Annotated in this window: 14 protein-coding genes; 6 read left to right on the forward strand and 8 right to left on the reverse strand. The window is 39.2% G+C overall.

The annotated features are described in order from the left end of the window. The first annotated feature begins 23 nt into the window (after nt 1-23). Nucleotides 24-1,958 carry a hypothetical protein gene (locus AB1467_01945; GenBank protein MEW6295039.1) on the forward strand — a complete coding sequence of 645 codons (1,935 nt, stop codon included), beginning with the start codon at nt 24-26 and terminating at the stop codon, nt 1,956-1,958. Next, a complete protein-coding gene (locus AB1467_01950) occupies nt 1,945-4,440 on the forward strand; it encodes a hypothetical protein (protein ID MEW6295040.1) in 2,496 nt (831 codons plus the stop codon). The genes AB1467_01945 and AB1467_01950 overlap by 14 nt, the downstream gene beginning before the upstream one ends. Before the next feature lie 36 nt (nt 4,441-4,476). On the opposite strand, the gene AB1467_01955 is transcribed toward AB1467_01950, so the two are convergent. The 7 genes from AB1467_01955 to AB1467_01985 form a co-directional block, all read right to left on the reverse strand. Continuing rightward, the gene (locus AB1467_01955; protein ID MEW6295041.1) at nt 4,477-5,232 is read right to left on the reverse strand and encodes a helix-turn-helix domain-containing protein; all 756 of its coding nucleotides are present in this window, start codon (nt 5,230-5,232) and stop codon (nt 4,477-4,479) included. A 93-nt stretch (nt 5,233-5,325) separates the two neighbouring features. After that, nucleotides 5,326-7,008, reverse strand: coding sequence for a hypothetical protein (locus AB1467_01960; GenBank protein MEW6295042.1), 1,683 nt, complete (start codon nt 7,006-7,008; stop codon nt 5,326-5,328). Nucleotides 7,009-7,069: 61 nt separating this feature from the next. Then, nucleotides 7,070-7,684, reverse strand: coding sequence for a hypothetical protein (locus AB1467_01965; protein MEW6295043.1), 615 nt, complete (start codon nt 7,682-7,684; stop codon nt 7,070-7,072). A gap of 41 nt (nt 7,685-7,725) precedes the next feature. Next, nucleotides 7,726-8,493 (reverse strand): nucleotidyl transferase AbiEii/AbiGii toxin family protein, encoded by a 768-nt coding sequence (locus AB1467_01970; protein ID MEW6295044.1) that lies wholly within the window; start codon nt 8,491-8,493, stop codon nt 7,726-7,728. Nucleotides 8,494-8,508: 15 nt separating this feature from the next. Further along, the gene (locus AB1467_01975; protein ID MEW6295045.1) at nt 8,509-9,063 is read right to left on the reverse strand and encodes a hypothetical protein; all 555 of its coding nucleotides are present in this window, start codon (nt 9,061-9,063) and stop codon (nt 8,509-8,511) included. Nucleotides 9,064-9,206: 143 nt separating this feature from the next. Then, nucleotides 9,207-12,149: a hypothetical protein gene (locus AB1467_01980; protein ID MEW6295046.1), complete on the reverse strand. Its 2,943-nt coding sequence runs from the start codon at nt 12,147-12,149 to the stop codon at nt 9,207-9,209. 137 nt (nt 12,150-12,286) lie between these two features. After that, entirely contained in the window at nt 12,287-14,479 is a 2,193-nt protein-coding gene (locus AB1467_01985) for a hypothetical protein (protein MEW6295047.1), read from the reverse strand. A 72-nt stretch (nt 14,480-14,551) separates the two neighbouring features. On the opposite strand from AB1467_01985, the gene AB1467_01990 reads away from it, so the two are divergent. Continuing rightward, entirely contained in the window at nt 14,552-15,067 is a 516-nt protein-coding gene (locus AB1467_01990; protein ID MEW6295048.1) for a nitroreductase family protein, read from the forward strand. Nucleotides 15,068-15,069: 2 nt separating this feature from the next. Here AB1467_01990 and AB1467_01995 read toward each other — a convergent pair whose 3' ends face one another. Continuing rightward, nucleotides 15,070-16,995 carry an ATP-dependent DNA helicase gene (locus AB1467_01995; protein MEW6295049.1) on the reverse strand — a complete coding sequence of 642 codons (1,926 nt, stop codon included), beginning with the start codon at nt 16,993-16,995 and terminating at the stop codon, nt 15,070-15,072. A 102-nt stretch (nt 16,996-17,097) separates the two neighbouring features. On the opposite strand from AB1467_01995, the gene AB1467_02000 reads away from it, so the two are divergent. From AB1467_02000 to AB1467_02010, 3 genes are all read left to right on the forward strand, one after another. Further along, nucleotides 17,098-17,874 carry a hypothetical protein gene (locus AB1467_02000; GenBank protein ID MEW6295050.1) on the forward strand — a complete coding sequence of 259 codons (777 nt, stop codon included), beginning with the start codon at nt 17,098-17,100 and terminating at the stop codon, nt 17,872-17,874. Between the two features lie 84 nt (nt 17,875-17,958). Next, nucleotides 17,959-18,147 (forward strand): hypothetical protein, encoded by a 189-nt coding sequence (locus AB1467_02005; GenBank protein ID MEW6295051.1) that lies wholly within the window; start codon nt 17,959-17,961, stop codon nt 18,145-18,147. 1 nt (nt 18,148) lies between these two features. Further along, nucleotides 18,149-18,532: a PIN domain-containing protein gene (locus AB1467_02010; protein ID MEW6295052.1), complete on the forward strand. Its 384-nt coding sequence runs from the start codon at nt 18,149-18,151 to the stop codon at nt 18,530-18,532.

Here is an 18,532-nt window from a genome sequence, read left to right on the forward strand (position 1 = left end):
AAAAAAAAACGGAGGGAAAAAAATTGAATAAATCCAGCAAAATAATTTTGTCTTTTGCAGTAATATTATTTATTTCACTGATCTCAATTAATGCAAGCGCAGGCATTTACGCAGAGAAAAGCACTCTTGCCTTAGAAAAGGACTCGAGCGCAACAGCCTTAATCCACATAAGGAATGACACAGGGGAAAAGGCGAGAATAGAATTAAAGGCAAGGCCATACAATTCATTCATCTCATACGAATTCTCTTCAAATGGCTTCTCACTAAATCCAGGCGAAGAAACCATTACTTCACTCAATTTCTATTCCTCAAATGATGCCCCAACAGGAGAAAACGAGGTAGAAGTAATAGCAAAATATTATGATTATTATGGCAATTACTCAGTACAGGAAGAAAGCATTTTCCTTAATGTGAACATAATGCCTTCCTACAACACAGAGGTAGAGCAAATAAATGTATCCTACTCAAAGAAGACACTCTGCAAGGACAGAGAGAACACAATCCAGGTAAGAATAGAAAACAACAGCCCTTACACAAAAGACCTTAGAATTTCAACAGACTCGGAATTATTCCTACCAATTGTAATGGAAGACAGAATTGAATTAGAAGGACATGAATCCAGATACATTAACATCAAAATAAACCCTTCAGAACAATTAGAAAATGATTCCTACACAATAAACCTTTTCGTTGAAACACCTGACACAATAATAAAAAAAGCAATTGAATTCAATTTAACTGACTGCGCAAAAGAAAAAGAAAGATTGTTCGAATTAGAATTCGAGGGCACATGCACTTCACTTGAAAAAAAGGAGGAGAAAAGAATTTACTTCACAATAAGAAATATTACAAATGAAGAGCAGACAGTAAAGCTCGCTGTGGTAAGCGACATCCCAACAGAATTAAACCAAAAGCAGTTAGTGCTTGAGCCAAGAGAGGAAAGATACTCTTTCCTCACAGTAAAGCCCGGACAGGACGAAACAATTGGCTCCCACACAATAGAATTGCATGCATTTAATGACGAATTCTCAGCCGCTGACACTAAATGCGTTCAAGTGCAGAAGCTCCATTCAATCAAGGCAAAGCTCATAAAAGACTTCCTTGAAATAGAAAAAGGCACCTCAAAAATCTTTGAAATAGAAATCCAGAATCTGGGGGACTACGACGAGGAATTCTCTGCAAGAATAAAAGCAAAGCCCTCAGAAGTAAATGTAAACTTCTCGGAAAAAAACTTTGTTGTAGAAAAAAACTCAAAGAAAATCCTTTACGTAAGCATTAATCCTTTGCCTGAAGCAGAATCCGGAAAACAAAAAATAATAATCTCCTTAAGAGACAGTCAAACAATAAACCTGACCTTAAACTTCAATGTAACAGAAGAATTCAAGCCAAAAGCAAGGGAAGGCTTCATTGAAATAGAAAGCTATCCCAAAACAATCGAACTGCAAGCAGGAAATACTTCTCAAATCAAATTAAGCATAAGGAACATTTCAGGCCAGGACTTGGAGAACATAAAAGTATACCTTGAAGGCCTTCAAGACGAAATTGCAGCAGGAGAACTCAATATAGAGCAATTGACTGACGGAAAAGCAGTTACAGTATCCTTAAACATTACAGCCCCAGAAGACATTGAAAGCTCTTCCCTCAAGGCAAGAATTACCGCAGAAGGAAAAGACTTCAAGCAGTCAAAGGAATTCCAGATAAAAGTAAAAGGAAGCAAAGAAAATAATTCAGGGGCAGGAAATAAAACAGCAGCAGGGAATAATACTAAAAAAACCCAAATAAGCAACCCAATCACCTTCCTGGCGTCTTTTGCGGGCCTCCACCCCTTAAGAAGCCTTTTAGTAGCAGTAATAATAATATTAATTTTATTGGTTTTGGTGCTCTATTACTCTAAAGGAAAGGGCTCAAAACAAAAAGAATCAACTAAATCGGGGGAATATGAAAATGAGATTGAATAAATACTTCCTGATAGCAGGATTAATTCTAATAGTAATAGCAATTGCTGGCACAGCAAAAGCCACTACACTAGAAGGGCAATTCAATGCCTCAACCTACCAATGCCAGACAACACAAGAAATATTCAATTTATGCAATGACACAGGCGGAACACAAATATACTCAGTTTACACTACAGGCGAACAAAGCGCTTGGATGCAGTTAAGACCCTTAAAGCTTTCCCTCCAGCCAAATGAATGCGCAGACATTTACGCCTTCATTACCCCTCCATGCTACTCAAATGCAGGCAATTACACAATAGGGGTAGAAGCAAAAGCATCAGACATAACAAGAAAAGAATTCAGCCTTTCAGTGCTTCAAGGCCACACCCTAGACTTGAGCATTGACCAAGAAGCAAAAGAAGGCTTCCAATGCGAAAAAAAGAATTACTCCTTAAACATAAAAAACACAGGACGCTTTGATGAGAGAGTGAAATTGAGCGTTACAGGAATTCCAAGCGACTGGTTCTTGCTTGACTCAGAGCTTCCAATAATACTAAAAGGAGAAACAATGCAAGTAAACCTCTCAGTTCAAGCGCCATGCAATGCAGAATTAAAGGAATACAATTTCACTGCAAAAGCAGAAATACTGAATTCAGATTTCTCTACTGAAAGAAATCTTTCTTACATAATAAGGAACGGACAGGAAGTATTGGTCTCCCTCCCAGAAAGCATTCAAGCCTGCAAGGACGCAGAAACAAAAGGGGAAATAGAAATAAAGAACAATGGAATGCAGGCAGAAAAGCTTTCACTCTCATTAAATGCCCCTAACTGGATAACCTTAAACACAAGCACAATCTCATTGAACCCAAATGAAAGCAAGAAAATAGAATTGACATTAAAGGAAAACGACCAGGAAGAGAAAAGCTATGACCTGGAATTTACAGCTAAATCAAGCAAATTCAATTTATCCTACACAAAAAAGGCTTTAGTTGAATTAAAAGACTGCTATAACATAAAAACACAGGTAATTTCAGCTCCAACAGAATCCTGCCTTGAAGAAAAGCCTGAAATAAAATTCAATTTGACCAACACAGGGACAAAGGAAACAGAATTGAAATTAAGCACAGCAGGAGTGCCAGCAGAATTAAGCAAGAAGGCCTTCATAATCCAGCCAGGAGCAACAGAAGAAATGACTGCATTATTGGACCCAGCAGCATTGAGCGCAGTTGGAGGCATCAAATTCAAACTGCTTTTGGACTCAGAGCATTTCCATTCAAGCACTGACACTGAAATAAACTTCTCGAAATGCTACAGCGCAAGCCTTGAATTGCAGGGCCTCAAGCTCTGCAAGAAGGTATCAGGAATGAATTCCTCAGTAAAATTAACCAACCAAGGAACAAAAAAGCAGTTGTTCTTCATTGACTCAAGCATTGACTGGATAAAGCCAGAGCAGAAAAGCTTTGAATTAAACTCCGGAGAAAGCAAGGTGATCAACCTGTTCATTGACGTTCCAGAAAAAGCAACAGAGCAAGAATTCACGATAACAGCAAAATCAGAGCAATTAGAATTAAAGCAAAAAGCAAATATAAGTTACGGAACATTAACGCAATGCTTTAAGGTTGACTTAATTCCATCAGACAAAATTTTGGACATAAATGCAGGCGAAGGAAAGATAACAACCTTAAAAATAACAAACAAGGGCGTAACAAAACAGAAGGTAAGCATTTCAGTTAAAGACAATGAATGGACCTACTTCGACCCAAAGCAACTGGAGATACCAAAAGATGAGACAAGAGAGGCATACATCTACTTCAATCCACCTTATGACTTCAAGGAAGACACAGCAGTAATAGTGCTTAAGGCAGAAACAGACTACGGTTTTGTGACCACAACAGAATTCAAGCTGAACATATTCGGAGGCTCAATTGCATTGACCTTGAACCCGCAAGAAATAAAAATAGTTGAAGCAAAGATTTCAGGAATAACAGAGGAAAAATTCAGGGAAGTTGAAGTTCTCTTAAGCCTTTCAAACGACACCAATTCGACAATAAAAATAATGGACATGAAAGCAAAAGACCTTAACGCATTATTCATTGTAAGCAATCCAGTAGTGAAAAGCAAGTCCTCAATCACGATAAAAATGCAGTTCACAGCAGACGAGAATGTTGACTTGAACAAGCTTGTGGTTCCAATCACTATTACAACAGACAAGGGAATTTACGTTAAAGAAGTCCCAGTGAAAGTATTTGCAGAAAAAGCCAAAGCAAAGGAAGGCAAGAAGGCACAGCCAACAGGCCTCTCAGCATTATTCAAGGACACCCAAAAGCTTTCAATAGTCCTCCTAATAATAATCGTGGTACTATTGATTGCATTCATTGCAGTCAAATCCAGAAGCATGGCCTCAAAATCAGGGGAACCAAAAGAAAAAGAGGAAAGCCTTGCGCTGGAATCCATTAAATCAGCAGTCACAAAAAAGAAAACCAGAAAGAAAAGGAAAAGATAATTTTTTTTTTCCTTTCTTTTTCTATTTTTTTCATTTTCATTTTATCGGGCAGACAAGCCTTGCAATTGAAGGGCTTTCAATTAATAAAGCCTTTTCTTTTTCTTCTAATCCTTCTTCGGGCTTCTCGTGAAGGAACAATAAAACCTTTCTTCCGTCAAACACCATGAACCTGTTGTGCTTTACTGAATGCTTTAATGCCACTAAGTCTTTTGCTTTAGCGCTCAATTCCTTTCCTTTAGGGCTGCAGAGATTAGAGGAAAGCTCCACATTCACTCCCTTCCTCTTCAATGACTTGAATTTGTGCTTGAAGGCCTCAATTTTCTTTAGTGCATTTGCCTCTGAAGTGGAAATTATAACGCTTTCACTGGCTGAACTCAATGCATTGCCTATTGCCCCGTAAATGTTTCTCCTTCCATGCAATAGCCAGACTCCAGCAGAGCCCAACTCTTTCCCTTTTCCTTTTCTTTCCATTGCGCTCTTGCCAATCAATTCCTTTATCCTGCTTAAATCCTCCAGTTCTGACTCAAAATTCTTCTTCCTTAATTCGCTGAAATTATTTAATGCCGCATCAGGATTCAATGCCTTGAATTTTAATGGCCTTCCAATGCTAAAGACAACAAAGCCCTTGTTCTTTAATCCAACAAGGACATCGTATACCCTTGCCCTTGGAATTCCTGCCTCAGAGCTTATCTCTGATGCAGTTGCAGTATTAAGCCCTAACAGGGCACTGTAAGTCTTGGATTCATATTCGTTCAAGCCTGTTCTCTTAAGCAGACTTATTAGCTCGCTCATCCTCTTGCCTCAAAAAAACCCAGAATTCGATTATATATGAGCAGTTTTACTTTTTAATGCTTTCTATTCAATCAACAAAAAAAAAGAATTTAATTAAGACGCCTTGAATACCCCTGAAACAAACTCCCAGTCAATGCACGCAAGGCACTGCTCCACAGAAGAACAGGAAACGCACGAAGAAGGGGCAGTAGGCTGCGCCTCTATTGCTTCCTCTTCAATTGTAATTGAGGCTGCCTCACAGCTTGGCTCAACATACAATTCCTTTCCTGCCGCAAGCATTAAATCGCATTTTCCGTCTGCAGGATCGCTTTTGTCCATGCAGGAAAAGAACTCAAATTTTATTCCATCCCAGCCTTTTACTGTGATTGTGTCAGCAGAAGAACTTGCCGTAATATAATACTTGTTTGACTTTAAATCCGAGTAATTTATTGTCTTAGAGCTTGACTCCTTAAAGCCTGTTAGACTACCTGGAGTGCTTTTTGAAGGCTTATTGTCATTAATTCCAATAAACAACTTCCTGCCTGCCTTTAAGTTCTCAAATTTTATGTCAAAGTCCCCTTTCTGCAATCCCAAAACCCTGAAAGGATAATTATCTTCAATCTTACAATAATGGTCTCCGGTGCAGGCCTGAGAGACAACCTTTACCTGCATGTTTCCTCCAACACTACTGCAGTCAATTTTTTGTGTTGAGGGTATTCCTGTTTCCGGAATACAGCATTTAACTGCTGCAGAGCCAGAACAATAGCCTGAAACAGTCTTCCAGTTCTTTCCGTCCTTTTTATCTGAATTCCAGCTATCACAAGTTGAAACATACTGGCAGGAATAATCAGAATAAAGAGCCTTGCACGCTGTACCAATATACTGTGCATCGCTTGGTTGAGGTGCTGGAGGCTGTTCTTGGGTTGTTGGAGGGGCAGTTGCTGTTTTTGCTGCTTTTATTGAATATGAAACTTCAACTGTGTAATTTCCTTTGCTGTCAGGTTTCTCTTCTTTAGGCACAAACCTTATTTTCTGGAGATATTTTGTTTCTGGGTCCTTCCACACATGGAAAATGTGCTCAGTGAAGCTTTTCATTGAAACCTTTGCTCCAATTACTGCATCAGTAGATGAGCCCTTGTAAACACCTATGAATACTATTTGGTCACCGCCCATTTCATCAATTACTTGTTCAATTTTTAAGTAATAATCCAAGTCATCCAATTTTACTTTTGTTCCATCCTTGTTCAGCTTGACTGTTAATTTGTTATTGAACAGGCTTGCTTCAACTTCAGCTACTTTCTGTTGTACTTTGGTTGCTGCAACAGTCTTTCCTAAATCTGTTTTGAGTATTTCAACCTGCATGATAATAATTTTCTCTGCCTGATCGTAATTTGTGGAAGTTACCTGCAGAATAGTTTGTGAGGTATACCATCCTGTTAAGTAGCATGTGGCAGAACCTTTTCCATTCTCTAATAAGACATACAAATTCCAGAAATCAAGTAGTCCTGGATTGCAGGCAAGCTCAATTTTCTTTGTTTTGTTATTAGGATCAGAGTACAAGAACACTTTTACGTGCTGGTATTCCACTGGGCCTCTGTACCCTGTTGTATTCCAAGTTTTTTCAAAAAACAGTTCTATTTTTGCGTCATTGTGATTAATGTAATCGCGCTCTCCTACCTTTAATACGACCTCGTATTTCGTGTCGCTTATTTTATTTACTGAGGATGCGCCTGCAAAATTCATTAATCCAATTAATATGATTGCAGTTAAAATCCCCAAAATAATTTTTTTGTTCATTTAAATTTTCTCCTAAAATTTAAATATTTCAAAACGTTTTTTGAAATCATTTTTTTTCTCCTTAACAGTATGCCTTGAATTCATTGAATGAACCCTTTAAATCGCTTATTTGGGGTGTGCTTGTGCTCATGGTTAGTGCTTTTATTCCTGCTGAAGACGCCTGCCCTGGATTAGAGGCCGTGAATGAAGCCAATTCCTCATTATAGAAATTTGTTTTGGTGTAACTGTCTTCAATATCTTTCAAAATATTATCAATCTTTGAGGTATTGCTGCACATCTTGTCCGGGTCATAATTCAGTGACTCAAGGAATGCGACGCCATCTAGGACATTCTTTCTTGCAATTGAAGCATCAACCAAATCAATCTCAATTCCCGCCAATTCATTCAATTTATCAATATCCTCTGTTTTAGTGTAATATGCGAGGCCTACCTTGAAATCAGTTAAATCACCTTTAAGGGAATTAAGCCTTGATTCCTGTATTGCGCTCAGGGCTGCATCATCATTCAATTCCTTTGCGCTGATGCCGTTATTGCCCCAAATGGCATTCAATTGGGTGACCCCTTCATTAAAGGGGAGGTTTTTCTCTTCAGGCTGCCTCAAATAATACCAGTAGTAAATTCCGCCCAACACTATCAATACTACAATTATTGCCAGAACAGCTTTATTCATCTGCAATCAATCAAAATAATGTTCTTCTTTATTTTTAAATGTTTTTACTAGCGGCTGTTTTTTCTTTGCTTTTTGGGCCATTTTTTTATTGTGTTGAAGCAGTAACTGAATTTTGGCAGTTCACCAAAAACAATGTTTCCCAGCTCTTTTGAAAAGTATTTTTGCCTTGCTTTCATTTTTTGCAGTAATGTTTTCCTGGCAAAATGCATGTCGTAATACTCTAATTTTTTTTCAATGAGAGCCTCATTAAAAGCAATCCCTTTCTCTTTAACCAAAAAAAACAAGTCATAAAAATCCCTTGCCTTGTCCCTGCTAAAAATTGCCCTTACCTTTTCTGCCCCGACCTCCTCCAAATCCATGCCCTGAATATGCTTTACAGGCAACTGGTATGCAGGAAAATCAGCTTTTATAGGCAAAGCCTTTTTTGTGATGGGTTCACGCCTGCTTATTTCAACATACACCCTGCACAAATCAATTTCCCCTGTATTAAGGGGCCCTTTGGCGCTTATCCTGAAAGATAAACTTCTTTCATTGTCTGCAATTATTTTCAGCTTATTTTCTATTCCAAAAAGTTCTAAGTCTTTTGAAACCGTTTCAGCAGTGTTATTTAATCCTTTTTCTGAAACAGTGAAGTCGAGGTCTTCAGAAAACCTTTTCAGGCCGTGAAAAAACCACAAATAGGTTCCTCCCTTGAAAACAACAGGTTTTTCTGCAATAATTGCAAGAATCAATGCTTGAACGTAATGCTTTTCCTGCTGCCATGGCTTCAGACCATTAATTTTTGCAAGCCTAATTAAAGTTTCCTTGTCAATCATTTTCCATCATTTCTTTTATTTTTTTGCTGCTCTTCCCTTAAAGGCTTTCAGCAAGCCTTTGACCTTTGAAAAATCCAGTTTTTCAGAATATTCAATTAAATCTTTCTTTGCGTACAAGTTAAGGTAAAAGCCATCAACAAATGCTTTCCCAGGCTCTGCAACAAAAACATAACTCTTGCCTTTAAGGTGTTTCCTGTAACCAAAAAACAAAGAACTTGGAATCTTATGGTAAACAATGCCTAACCCTTCATATTTCAAAGAGTTTTTGGGCGTAACGCATTCAATGTTCCTTGGAATTTGCTTAATTATACCGTGAAACAAAAGAGCTGAATCAAGAGAAACATAGGAAGGCTCAACCAACTGCGTTGCAATAACATGACTGTCATTTTCAAACGAAATCACGCCCTTCAAAACCCTGACAGCCAAGCCTTTCTCTACAAGGCGGGAAGAATAAACAGTGGAAATCGCCTTGCTTTTTCCAATGAGATTGGCGAGCTGTTGGACAGAAAACACAGAGCGGCCTGAACTCCACGCAAGGTCCCTGATCCTGTACAAAGACAGTTCTTTCACTCAACATCACTCCAAAATAACAATATTGTTATATTGGAATGACAGAACACTATTTAAGCATTTCTTTTCAAGCAGAGCCAAAAACAAAAAAAATAAAAAAAAGAGAAGGAATTGGAATTCCTTCTTTTAGCCTAATTTTTTTTTTAACTGCACAGGAATCCGAAGAATCCCCATGAGGAAGCGTCTTTGGTTGACGTGGTAGAACCTGTTTGCGCATTGACTTCTGCTGTCCCGGTTGTTTCTGATCTAATGAATCCAAGGCACGTCTCTTTTACCTTGACTTTTGCCTTGTATTGAACCATCTTGCCTTTCTTTGTCAGCTCGAATTCATCAGGAATTGAATCAGATACAATCTCTGATTTTTCTGTGAGTTTCATTTTTGCGATTTTTGGTGTAAGGTCAATTTGGGTTACCGTGCCGTCAACTGCACTGAGTTCTCCGTCGCTTATTTGCACTGAAAGGCTTGTTGTGGCTTGAGTTCCGTCAGCTGAGGCAATTGTTACATTTATTGGATCGCTTGACACCTTGATTTTTTCCACTGTTTTCTCAATGGTTTTAACCTGCGCTTCAACTGTATTTGTAGATTTTATGTCCATGTCCACTGGCACTGCGTTGTCTTCAATTATTGCATTTGCTGTAATTTTTGCTTTAGGCCCTATTTTAATTAATTTAACTCTGTCGTAAGGCCCTAGCTCTGGATTTGCGCATTCTTCTTTGATCTTGTTTAATCCTGCTCTCACGCACGCCCTGAAATCTTGTGTTTTTGGGTCTGGCTGGATTTCTCTGCAGTCCTCTTTAATGTATGTCGTACCTTTAGAGCACATTTCTTGTTTTGTGCTGATGCCGCATTTAGGCCAGTAGCCTGTTGTCTCTCCTGCCATGAATTCCTTGCTTGAAGCAACTGCATCATTGCTGCAGTAGTATGTCACCCTGTTCACTTTAATTGGGTTTGCTGTTTCTTTGATTTCGCAGGCATCATCTATGTAATAGTCGTTGCCTTTGCTGCACTCGTCTTTTTTGTTGCTTCCGCAGTTGCCGTTGTAAGAAGGCGCTGAAACCTTGAATGTCTGCACTATTTCGCCTGTTCTGCAGTCAACTATTCTTCTTTTTATATCTTTGATGTTCATCATGAGCTGTTTTTTTGTTGGATACATGTCATCTGCCACATACAGTTGCCTTACCGTGTCTGCTCTACCTTCTGTTGCTACCTGATCTTCTATGCTACCGTCTTCTGTTGAAGGTGCTTCTGTCAGTTTTGCTTTTGAAACTGCAACCCATCCAAGCATTGGAGCGATTGCTGAAGTTTTACTTGCTTGAGCTTCCCCTGGCTTTGATGGTGTTACTGCTGGCAGTGAATCTTTTACTATTGCCGGCAATAGCTTTTTGCATTCTTTCATTAGTTCTTCTCTGAGTTTGGCGCACTTGTTGGGTTCTGCTATTACTGGATAATGCACATTAAAGAAGGTTTTCTTTTGAACTGTTTGACCGTCAAATGCAAGCGTTGCATCAACATTGTATTTTCCTTCTGTTGTGAGTGTTGCTGCCGGAATTACGAATTGGTACTTTATTTGTAACAGTGAATTAGATGCTGTTACATTTTCTGTTGTTTCAGGTGTTTGGGCTTCGCTTGTGAGCTGCGCTACTTCCACGTCTTTTACTATATAGGCTGTTTCTTTTCCTGTTGGGTCAATTAATTTGGCTGAAACAGTTATGTTTTCTGTGGCTAATGTTTTATCTAAATTTACGACATAAGCTGTCCCTGAAATTAATTGGTCTTTTCCAATTGGCAATATATATTTGTCTGGTATAATGTCGGAAATGATTTTAGGCTTTCCTGTTACGCTGAAGACTGAAGACTTTGAGTCCTCCAGCGGGTTTGCTGTATCAGAGTATGTTGCTGTAACCACCATCTTATAGTATCCTTTTAGTCCTTCAAAGCTTATTTTAGGATAATAGCAGCTCTGAATGTTAGAGTTTTTGAATGGCAGACCTATTTTAATTGGCGAGACAACACTTATAGTTGATTTTGTTGTTGCCGCTGCAGTCTGTATCATTCCCTGACCTGATGGCTCCACTGGAATTGGGTCTGATGTCATGCCCCAAGTAGTGCATACCGGCGGCCCAAGTGCTTTTTCTGCGACCAATGCGTCTGGAGGCAGTGCTGGCATTTCTTCAGCTAATTGAATTACTATCCCGCCTTCTTTTGCAACTTCTTGAGTTGACTTCATTGTTTGGGCTATAAGCCCAGCATTGTAGAGTGAAGCTTTAACTGAAATTTTTGTTAAATCCAATCCAGATTTCATTGCAAGCAGGGCGTCAACAGTTACAGAATAATTTGATGGTATAACCCTTGCTGTCACAAGCTTGAATAATGGTTTTGTAGGAGGATTTGGTGTTATTGGGGTTGGAGGCGTGACAGGAACCACTGGATTTTCTGGCGAGATTATTGTGAAGACTCTTTTTGTTGAATACTCTGTTTTGATTACGTGCAGGTCAGGCTTCTCTGGGGCAATTTCTGCCGTGTATGCTACTGGCTCTGTACTGAATTTTTCAGTGAAGTAATTGAATGTCGCTTGATATGTTCCTGGCTCTGCCAAAACCGGCTCTGCTTTTACAAGGGAACTGGAATAATAGGTTTGACCCCATGTTGCAATAGTTTGTATGGTGTTTGGTTCAATGGAAAGTTTTGTGCTTATGTCATCGCAGCCAACCAGTTGTCTTACCATATAAGAAACTTCAGTGCAAGTCACATTTGTTGGGAAAGGCTGCTCTTCTGCTGTTTGTGCTATGAGCCCTTGACTGTAATTGAATTTGCATAACTTGAATGGTTTGCTGCAACCCTGTACTGTATAGTAAATCCTTTCATTTGAGCCATTGTATACTTTTACTTGAATTTCTTGGCCTGCAAGGTAATTCGGCTCTAGAACCAGTGAAACAGTCCCTGTAGGAATTGGAGGAGTTATAATGTTTCCGCCGCCCTCTATTGTTTCATTGTTCCCTGGTGCAAGTGCTGCAGTTACACTGCCTGCTGTTAATACTAGAATTAGGCTTACTGTTAAAACCAAAAAGCTTTTTGGTAAATTCATTTGTATTTCACCTCTTTTGTTCGAACTTTTTAATAAAAAACAAAAATTGTTTTTATAACAAGAAATAAGTGCGCTCTCATATTTATACCTTATTGTTTAATCTTTTAAATTCAGGAAAAATTCAGGAATAAAAAGAATTAGAGCTTCATTTCTTGCATTTCATGCTCTTCTTCGTCGTGGTGATGAGTTATAGGATGCCCCGGAGTTTTTCTCACAAGCTTGAATCTCTTGAAAAGGAAAACAATTGTTGAAATCAAGGTTGCTAAAACAAATGCTGTTCCAATCAATGCAATTACATCAAAGGCCTTGCAGTCCTGCCCGCAGTTCCCTGCTGTTTCGCCTGCCTCGCAGGCTCCATTGCCGCATTCTGCTGTAATTTTTATTGTTAATTCGTTTTCGAAAGGAATGTCTTTTGAGATTGTTTGATACCCTGCCTTTGAGACAGTGAATTGCCCTTCATTCTTTGATGCAATAAATTGGGTTTTCCCTTGAGTGTCAGTGAAAAGTATTTTGCCAGCATATCCCACCAATGCATTCATCAAAGGCTTTCCCTCCTCGTCTTCAACCTCCAATACAACCTTCTGGTTTTCTGAAATTTTTTGAGGGCTTATTTTTGCAATAATTTTTTTTCCTAATTTCACTAGCCCGCAGTCTTGAGGGCAAGAGCTCTTCTCTCCCGTGCCACATACGTCATCACTGCACTTCTCTGCAGGCGCTTTATCCAAAATATTCAGTTTTGCAGTATACAATTCATATCCCCCTCTTGCCACCTTCAATGAAACAGAGGTTTTTCTGGCAACAAATCCGACAAGACCATTTTCATCAGAAATAACAGAATTATTGTCATAAGCTGCAGTTGCTCCCTCAACAGGCTCCAATAATTCCAAGTCAAGTATTTTGAGATTGAATTTTTCTCCGTCAACAATTTCTTCTTCATAGCTTACATAAAACTGCTTTTTTGTCTCTCCGTCGCAGGAAATGCCAGGCAAATTATAGCAGTAGGCATTACAGGTTCCAGCATAATCGCAGAAGTCTTCAGTGCATGAATCAAAGTCGTCGCATTCCTCGTCAGAACTGCACATTGGCGCAATGCAGAATTCATCACAGCACATCTCTGAAGCACTGCATTCAAAGCCACCGCAGTATCCTTTCCCTCCAGGAATTCCCCCTGGAACTTCATAGTAAACGCAGTCAGCATTGCAGGAATTAGGCTCAATGCATGTGCCTGTCAGCAAGCCTTCAATAGTGCAGTCAGCATCAGAAGAACAGAAAGGAAGCCAGCATAATCCATAACAGCATAATTCCCCTGAACTGCATTGAATGTCCTGCGGGCAGTTAGTGCAGTTCTCACCTAAATCTTCAATTCCGTTCCCGCAAGAAGCACTTGAAGCGTGAACGCACTGCGCGCTACATGTCCCTGTTCCCTGGCAGGAATCAGTTGTTGAAGAATCAAGATCATTGCACTCGGAATCCACAGTGCAAGGAGGAGTGAAAGGAGAATTACTGCAGCAGTAGCTTGAACTGATTATTGTGCCACCGCAATTGCACGAAGATGTTACTTTCCCGTTAGGGCAATTAGCTATTGCAGTATTAGAGCAGTAAGCATTGCATGCCCCGGAATTAATGCAGGTGTCATTAGTCAAAGGGTTATTGTCATTGCATTGAGCATTAGAAGAGCACACAGAGATAGTACATGAATTATTGCATAAAATCTGGCCTTGAGGGCAGGATACACTGCAAGAACCTGACTGCCATTGGTTTGAACAGCAGTATCCTGTGCTGTATGCAGTGCTTCCGCACAGGCACCTCTGGGTTATTGCACCCTGAGAGCATGTAGGGCAAATCAAGTCTACTCCAGTGCAGTCCTCATCTATTATATTAGAGCATATTTCTGTTCCGGGCGTAGGACAGCCTGCCCAATTTCCTGCACTGCATGTTTCGCTTCCAACAGCGCACGCCCCAAGAAATCTAATAGAACAGCTTTGAGTCAGGCCTTCATCTGTTGAGCCATCGCAGTCATTGTCTTTACTGTCACAGATTTCATTTTGGGGTGCAGGGCAGCCACTCCACTGGCCGTCATAGCAGTTTTCTGTCCCTATAGCGCACTCTCCTTTGTATGTTGTACTGCAAGGCCTTGTTGGAAAACGGCAGGGCGTAGGCTCAGATGTTCCTTGCGCGCTAAAAAAAACTTGAGTGAATGTCTGGCCTGTAGAATTAATTGTTGAAGGCACTGCGCCAGGAGAATAAATTAAATATATTATGGAAATGACACTCATTGTAAGCAGGATTGTTGGTGTCGCTTGGCCTAATTTGCTGTTCAATACATTCATTTAATACCTCAATAAAATGAACTGCAAAACAACTATTTAAGCTTTTCCAGCAAATAATTTTTTGGAGAGAAAATGAATGTAATTGACGCAATCAAAGGAAGAAGGTCAGTGCGCGCCTTCAAGCGCAAAGAAATAGAAAAAGAGAAAATTGAATTATTGAAGGAAGCAATAATTTGGGCTCCAAGCGCAGGAAACCTTCAGTCCAGAAAATTCTATTTTGTTTTCAACAAAAAATTAAAGGAAGAAATTGTTCTTGCAGCCCTTGACCAAGAATTCATTGCACAAGCGCCTTTAGTAATTATAGCATGCGCTGACTCAAGAATAGAGCAAAGATACGGGCGCAGGGGAACTGAACTTTACAATAAATTGGATGTTGCTGCCTCAGTGCAGAACTTAATGCTTGAAGCATTCTCTTTAGGCCTTGGAACCTGCTGGGTTGCAGCCTTCAGCGAAGAAAAAATTAAAGGCATTCTGGATTTGCCCAAAAATCTGACTCCACTCACAATAATTCCTGTTGGTTACCAAGCAGAAAAGCCTTCAGCGCCGAAAAGAAAAAGCCTAAAAGAATTAATCGAAGAAATCAAGTAATTCTACTTATTCTCCCAAAACAATTTAATATACTTTTCAGGCTCTTCTGTTACAATCTTGCTGAAGTTTTTGGGAAAGCAGCTGCTGTAATTCTTCCACAGGTATCTTTTATCCAAAAAAACAACAATTCCTTCATCGCTTTCATTCCTTATGACCCTGCCTCCAGCCTGTATTGCACGATTCACTGCAGGATAAATGTAAGCGTAATGCCATCCCCTCCTAAATTTCTCCTCATAATAGTCAATAAGGCATTTGATCTCCAGATTCATTTCAGCTAAAGGGATTCCTACAATTATAGCGCACAATAACTGGTTTCCTGGAAGGTCTATTCCTTCAGCATAAGAGCCCTGGGCAGGCGCAAGCAATACAGCGCCAAAGCCGTTTCCTGCATTCCTGAATTTATTGATCAGCTCCTTTATCTCAAAAGAATTCATTTTCTCTTTCTGCACTAAAATTTCCCTTGAAACCTTCTCCCCCAAAAAAGGCTTCACCTGCTCTATTATCCCAAAAGAAGGAAAAAAGACAGCAGAATTTCCTGGCACACAATTAACAATCTTTGCTATCTCTTCTGCAATCTTCTGGAATTCCCTGTACTTTCTTTCAGTGTACTTTGTGGTAACAGAAGGCACAATTAAGTTCATTCTATTCTCTTTAGGGAAAGGGGAAGAATACTCCTTCAGCATTGTCCTCTTTTCTTCTAGCCCCAATAAGTCTGCATGCATTTTTGTTGGGAGAAGAGTGCCAGACATTAGAACAACAGAATGCGCCTGAGAAAAAATCCTTGAAGTAACAGTGCTTGAGTCCAAGGCCCTAACTGAAATAGTGAAAGAGTCTCCTGCCTTGGAGCGCTTGACAATCCTTATATAAGAGGAAAGCTCCAAAGGCCATTTCTCGAAGAAATTAGCCAGAGGAATTAACGAGCTCCTGCTTTTCCCTGCTGCCTCCATGAATTCAATGCCTTTCTCCTTTAATTCTCCTGCAAACAATTCACTGCCCCCAGCAACAGAATTCAAAGGCTTAAGGAAAGAGTCCTTTGAAATCAATGCCTCAAAAGCCTCATCTTTCAGGGAATGCTTTGCAATCCCTTTCACTATCTTTTCTATTTCATGGATTTTTTCTGCTAACTCCCTGCAGTTCATCTTCTTTAATTCCTCTTCTGCCTTCCTCAAAGAAAAAGTGTTAACGCTTGAAGACATCAGCCTCCTAATCCTTTCCGAGAGATTATGGGCTTCATCCACTATAATGATTGAGTTCTCCAGTTTCGCCTTGATTTTCGGGAGAATGACTTCCTGAATTGAAGGATTAAACAAATGAAAGTAATCGCAGATGATTACATTTGAATTCCTTGCTATTTCTATTAATGCCTCGTAAGCGCACAAAGGCCTTAATCCTTTTCTTCCCCTGCAGTTCTCGCAGTATTCCTTGACTTCATGATGACTCCAAGCAATACTGTAATTCTTCAGCAATTCATCCAAGTGCAGTCTTGCCTTTCTCCTCTGCTCTTGAGTGTAGCCTCTCGCGTTCCCGAAGAACTCGCATTCCTCTTTCTCCCTCTTTCTCGCGCATATTTCATAGAATCCCTCAAAGTCAGTCCTTGAAAGGATAGGGTCAATGCACGCATACCTTCTCCCAATCAAGTCTGCTGCCTTCAAATTCAAATTAAATTTCTTTGCAAGGCCTTGCACTACCTGCAGTGCAATCTCGTGCTGTGAAATTTTGGGTGTGAGAAAGAAGACCTTCTTGTTTTCCTTCAAGGCAAAATCTATTGCAGGCGAAAGCACTGCATCGCTTTTTCCAATCCCTGTTTCCGCGTGCGCTACCAAATGCTTTTTCTGTTCAAGCGCAGAATAAACGTCTTGCATCAACTGCTTCTGTCCTTCCCTTGGGTTAGAGAACCTGAAGAACGCCTGCCTCTGCTTTCCTTCCATACAACAATTCTGCCAGCAAGAATTAATAAAAACTTGCCCAAGCATTTCTCCCGTGAAAAACAGGCATTAAATATAAATACTCAGAAAACCAATTCTAGTTATATGCAAGAACAACAGAAGCCAAAAGAAGAAGTATGGAGAGATTTTCACTTGCTGGCATTAAGTCATTTAAATGCACATGAATTATTCAATTCTGATGGATCTGTTAAGGAAAAAGCGAGAAAAGAGATAAAGAGAAGACTTAATTATGGAAAAAAATTTATTTTACAAAATACAAAAGAAGGAGACCTTATTGCATTTGAAGGTCCTGAAAAAGTGACGTTTGATTCCTATAAAAAAGAGTGTTTACCATACTATCAAGAAAAATTTAAAGAAAATGCTGTAAGGATGTTAACAAAAAACTGGCGAATACTTAGATTGAATTGGAACTTTTATACTGAGTTGGCTCACTATGCAAAAGTAAATGGGAGAAAAATAATTTCTTTGGAATCAGCCCTCCATAAACCTGGTTCAAAATTATCTCAAGTTTACGGCCTTAAAAATATTGAAAAATATGCAAGAGTTAAATACCTTGTAGAATATAGCAGGGATCTATCTTTTATTAGAAAGATTCAAAAAATCAAGCCAAAAATGGTTGTTGTAGCAAGGAGCCACGGGGTTTTAATAGAAGTTGAGATGCGCCCAAAAGTTGAATATTTTCCTGAGATGAATCTTATGACTAAAATGTTTAGTTACATGCAAGCAAAAAAGTTACATAATAATTATCTAAAAGAAAAAAGAGAGAGAAGAACCAGAATAAACGAGGAATTAAAGCGCAAAAAGGAAGTAAGGAAAATAATAAGTCAAATAGCCGCCCTCAAAGCGCGGAAGAGAATCTGAATTCGTCAAAAAAATCATAAAAAAGACGATAAATTTATTAATAGTATTATGCTATTAAATTAATGGTGATGAAAAATGTCTACTTTGACTGTTGAGTTTAGGGGCGTTGTAGATAATGTTCTTAAATCCCTCGTTGAGAAGGGGTATGCGAGAACGAAGGCCGAAGCAGTAAGATATGCTTTGCTTCATTTAGGAGAGGAGCTGGGCTTGACCAAAACAAGAATTCATGCAAAAGCCGAAGAGTATGCTTACGCTGAAATAAGGAAGCGATAAAATGTATATTGACGCAGACCTTATTTACGCCATAATAAAAAAAAGAGACAGGCATGAAGAATTAGCAGAAAAAATTCTTTCAGCAGAAGAAAAATTTTATACTTCTATTGTAACCATGCTTGAATTGGAAATAATTGTAAAAAGAGAGTTAAGTGATGAATTAAGCATGGCTATTTTGGGTTTAGTTAAGAAAAAAATCCCTAAATTGGTAATTAAAGAATTTGACGCAAAAATAATGGAATCAAGCCTTAACCTAAGAAAAAAATATTGTTTAGGGATATTTGACTCAATCCATGCCGCAACAGCCCTTGCAAATGACAAAAGAATTGCCTCAACAGACAGAATTTACAATAGGATACCTTCTTTAACTAGAATTTCAAAATAA

This window comes from Candidatus Diapherotrites archaeon (genome assembly GCA_040755695.1).
Classification (GTDB): domain Archaea; phylum Iainarchaeota; class Iainarchaeia; order Iainarchaeales; family 1-14-0-10-31-34; genus JBFMAK01.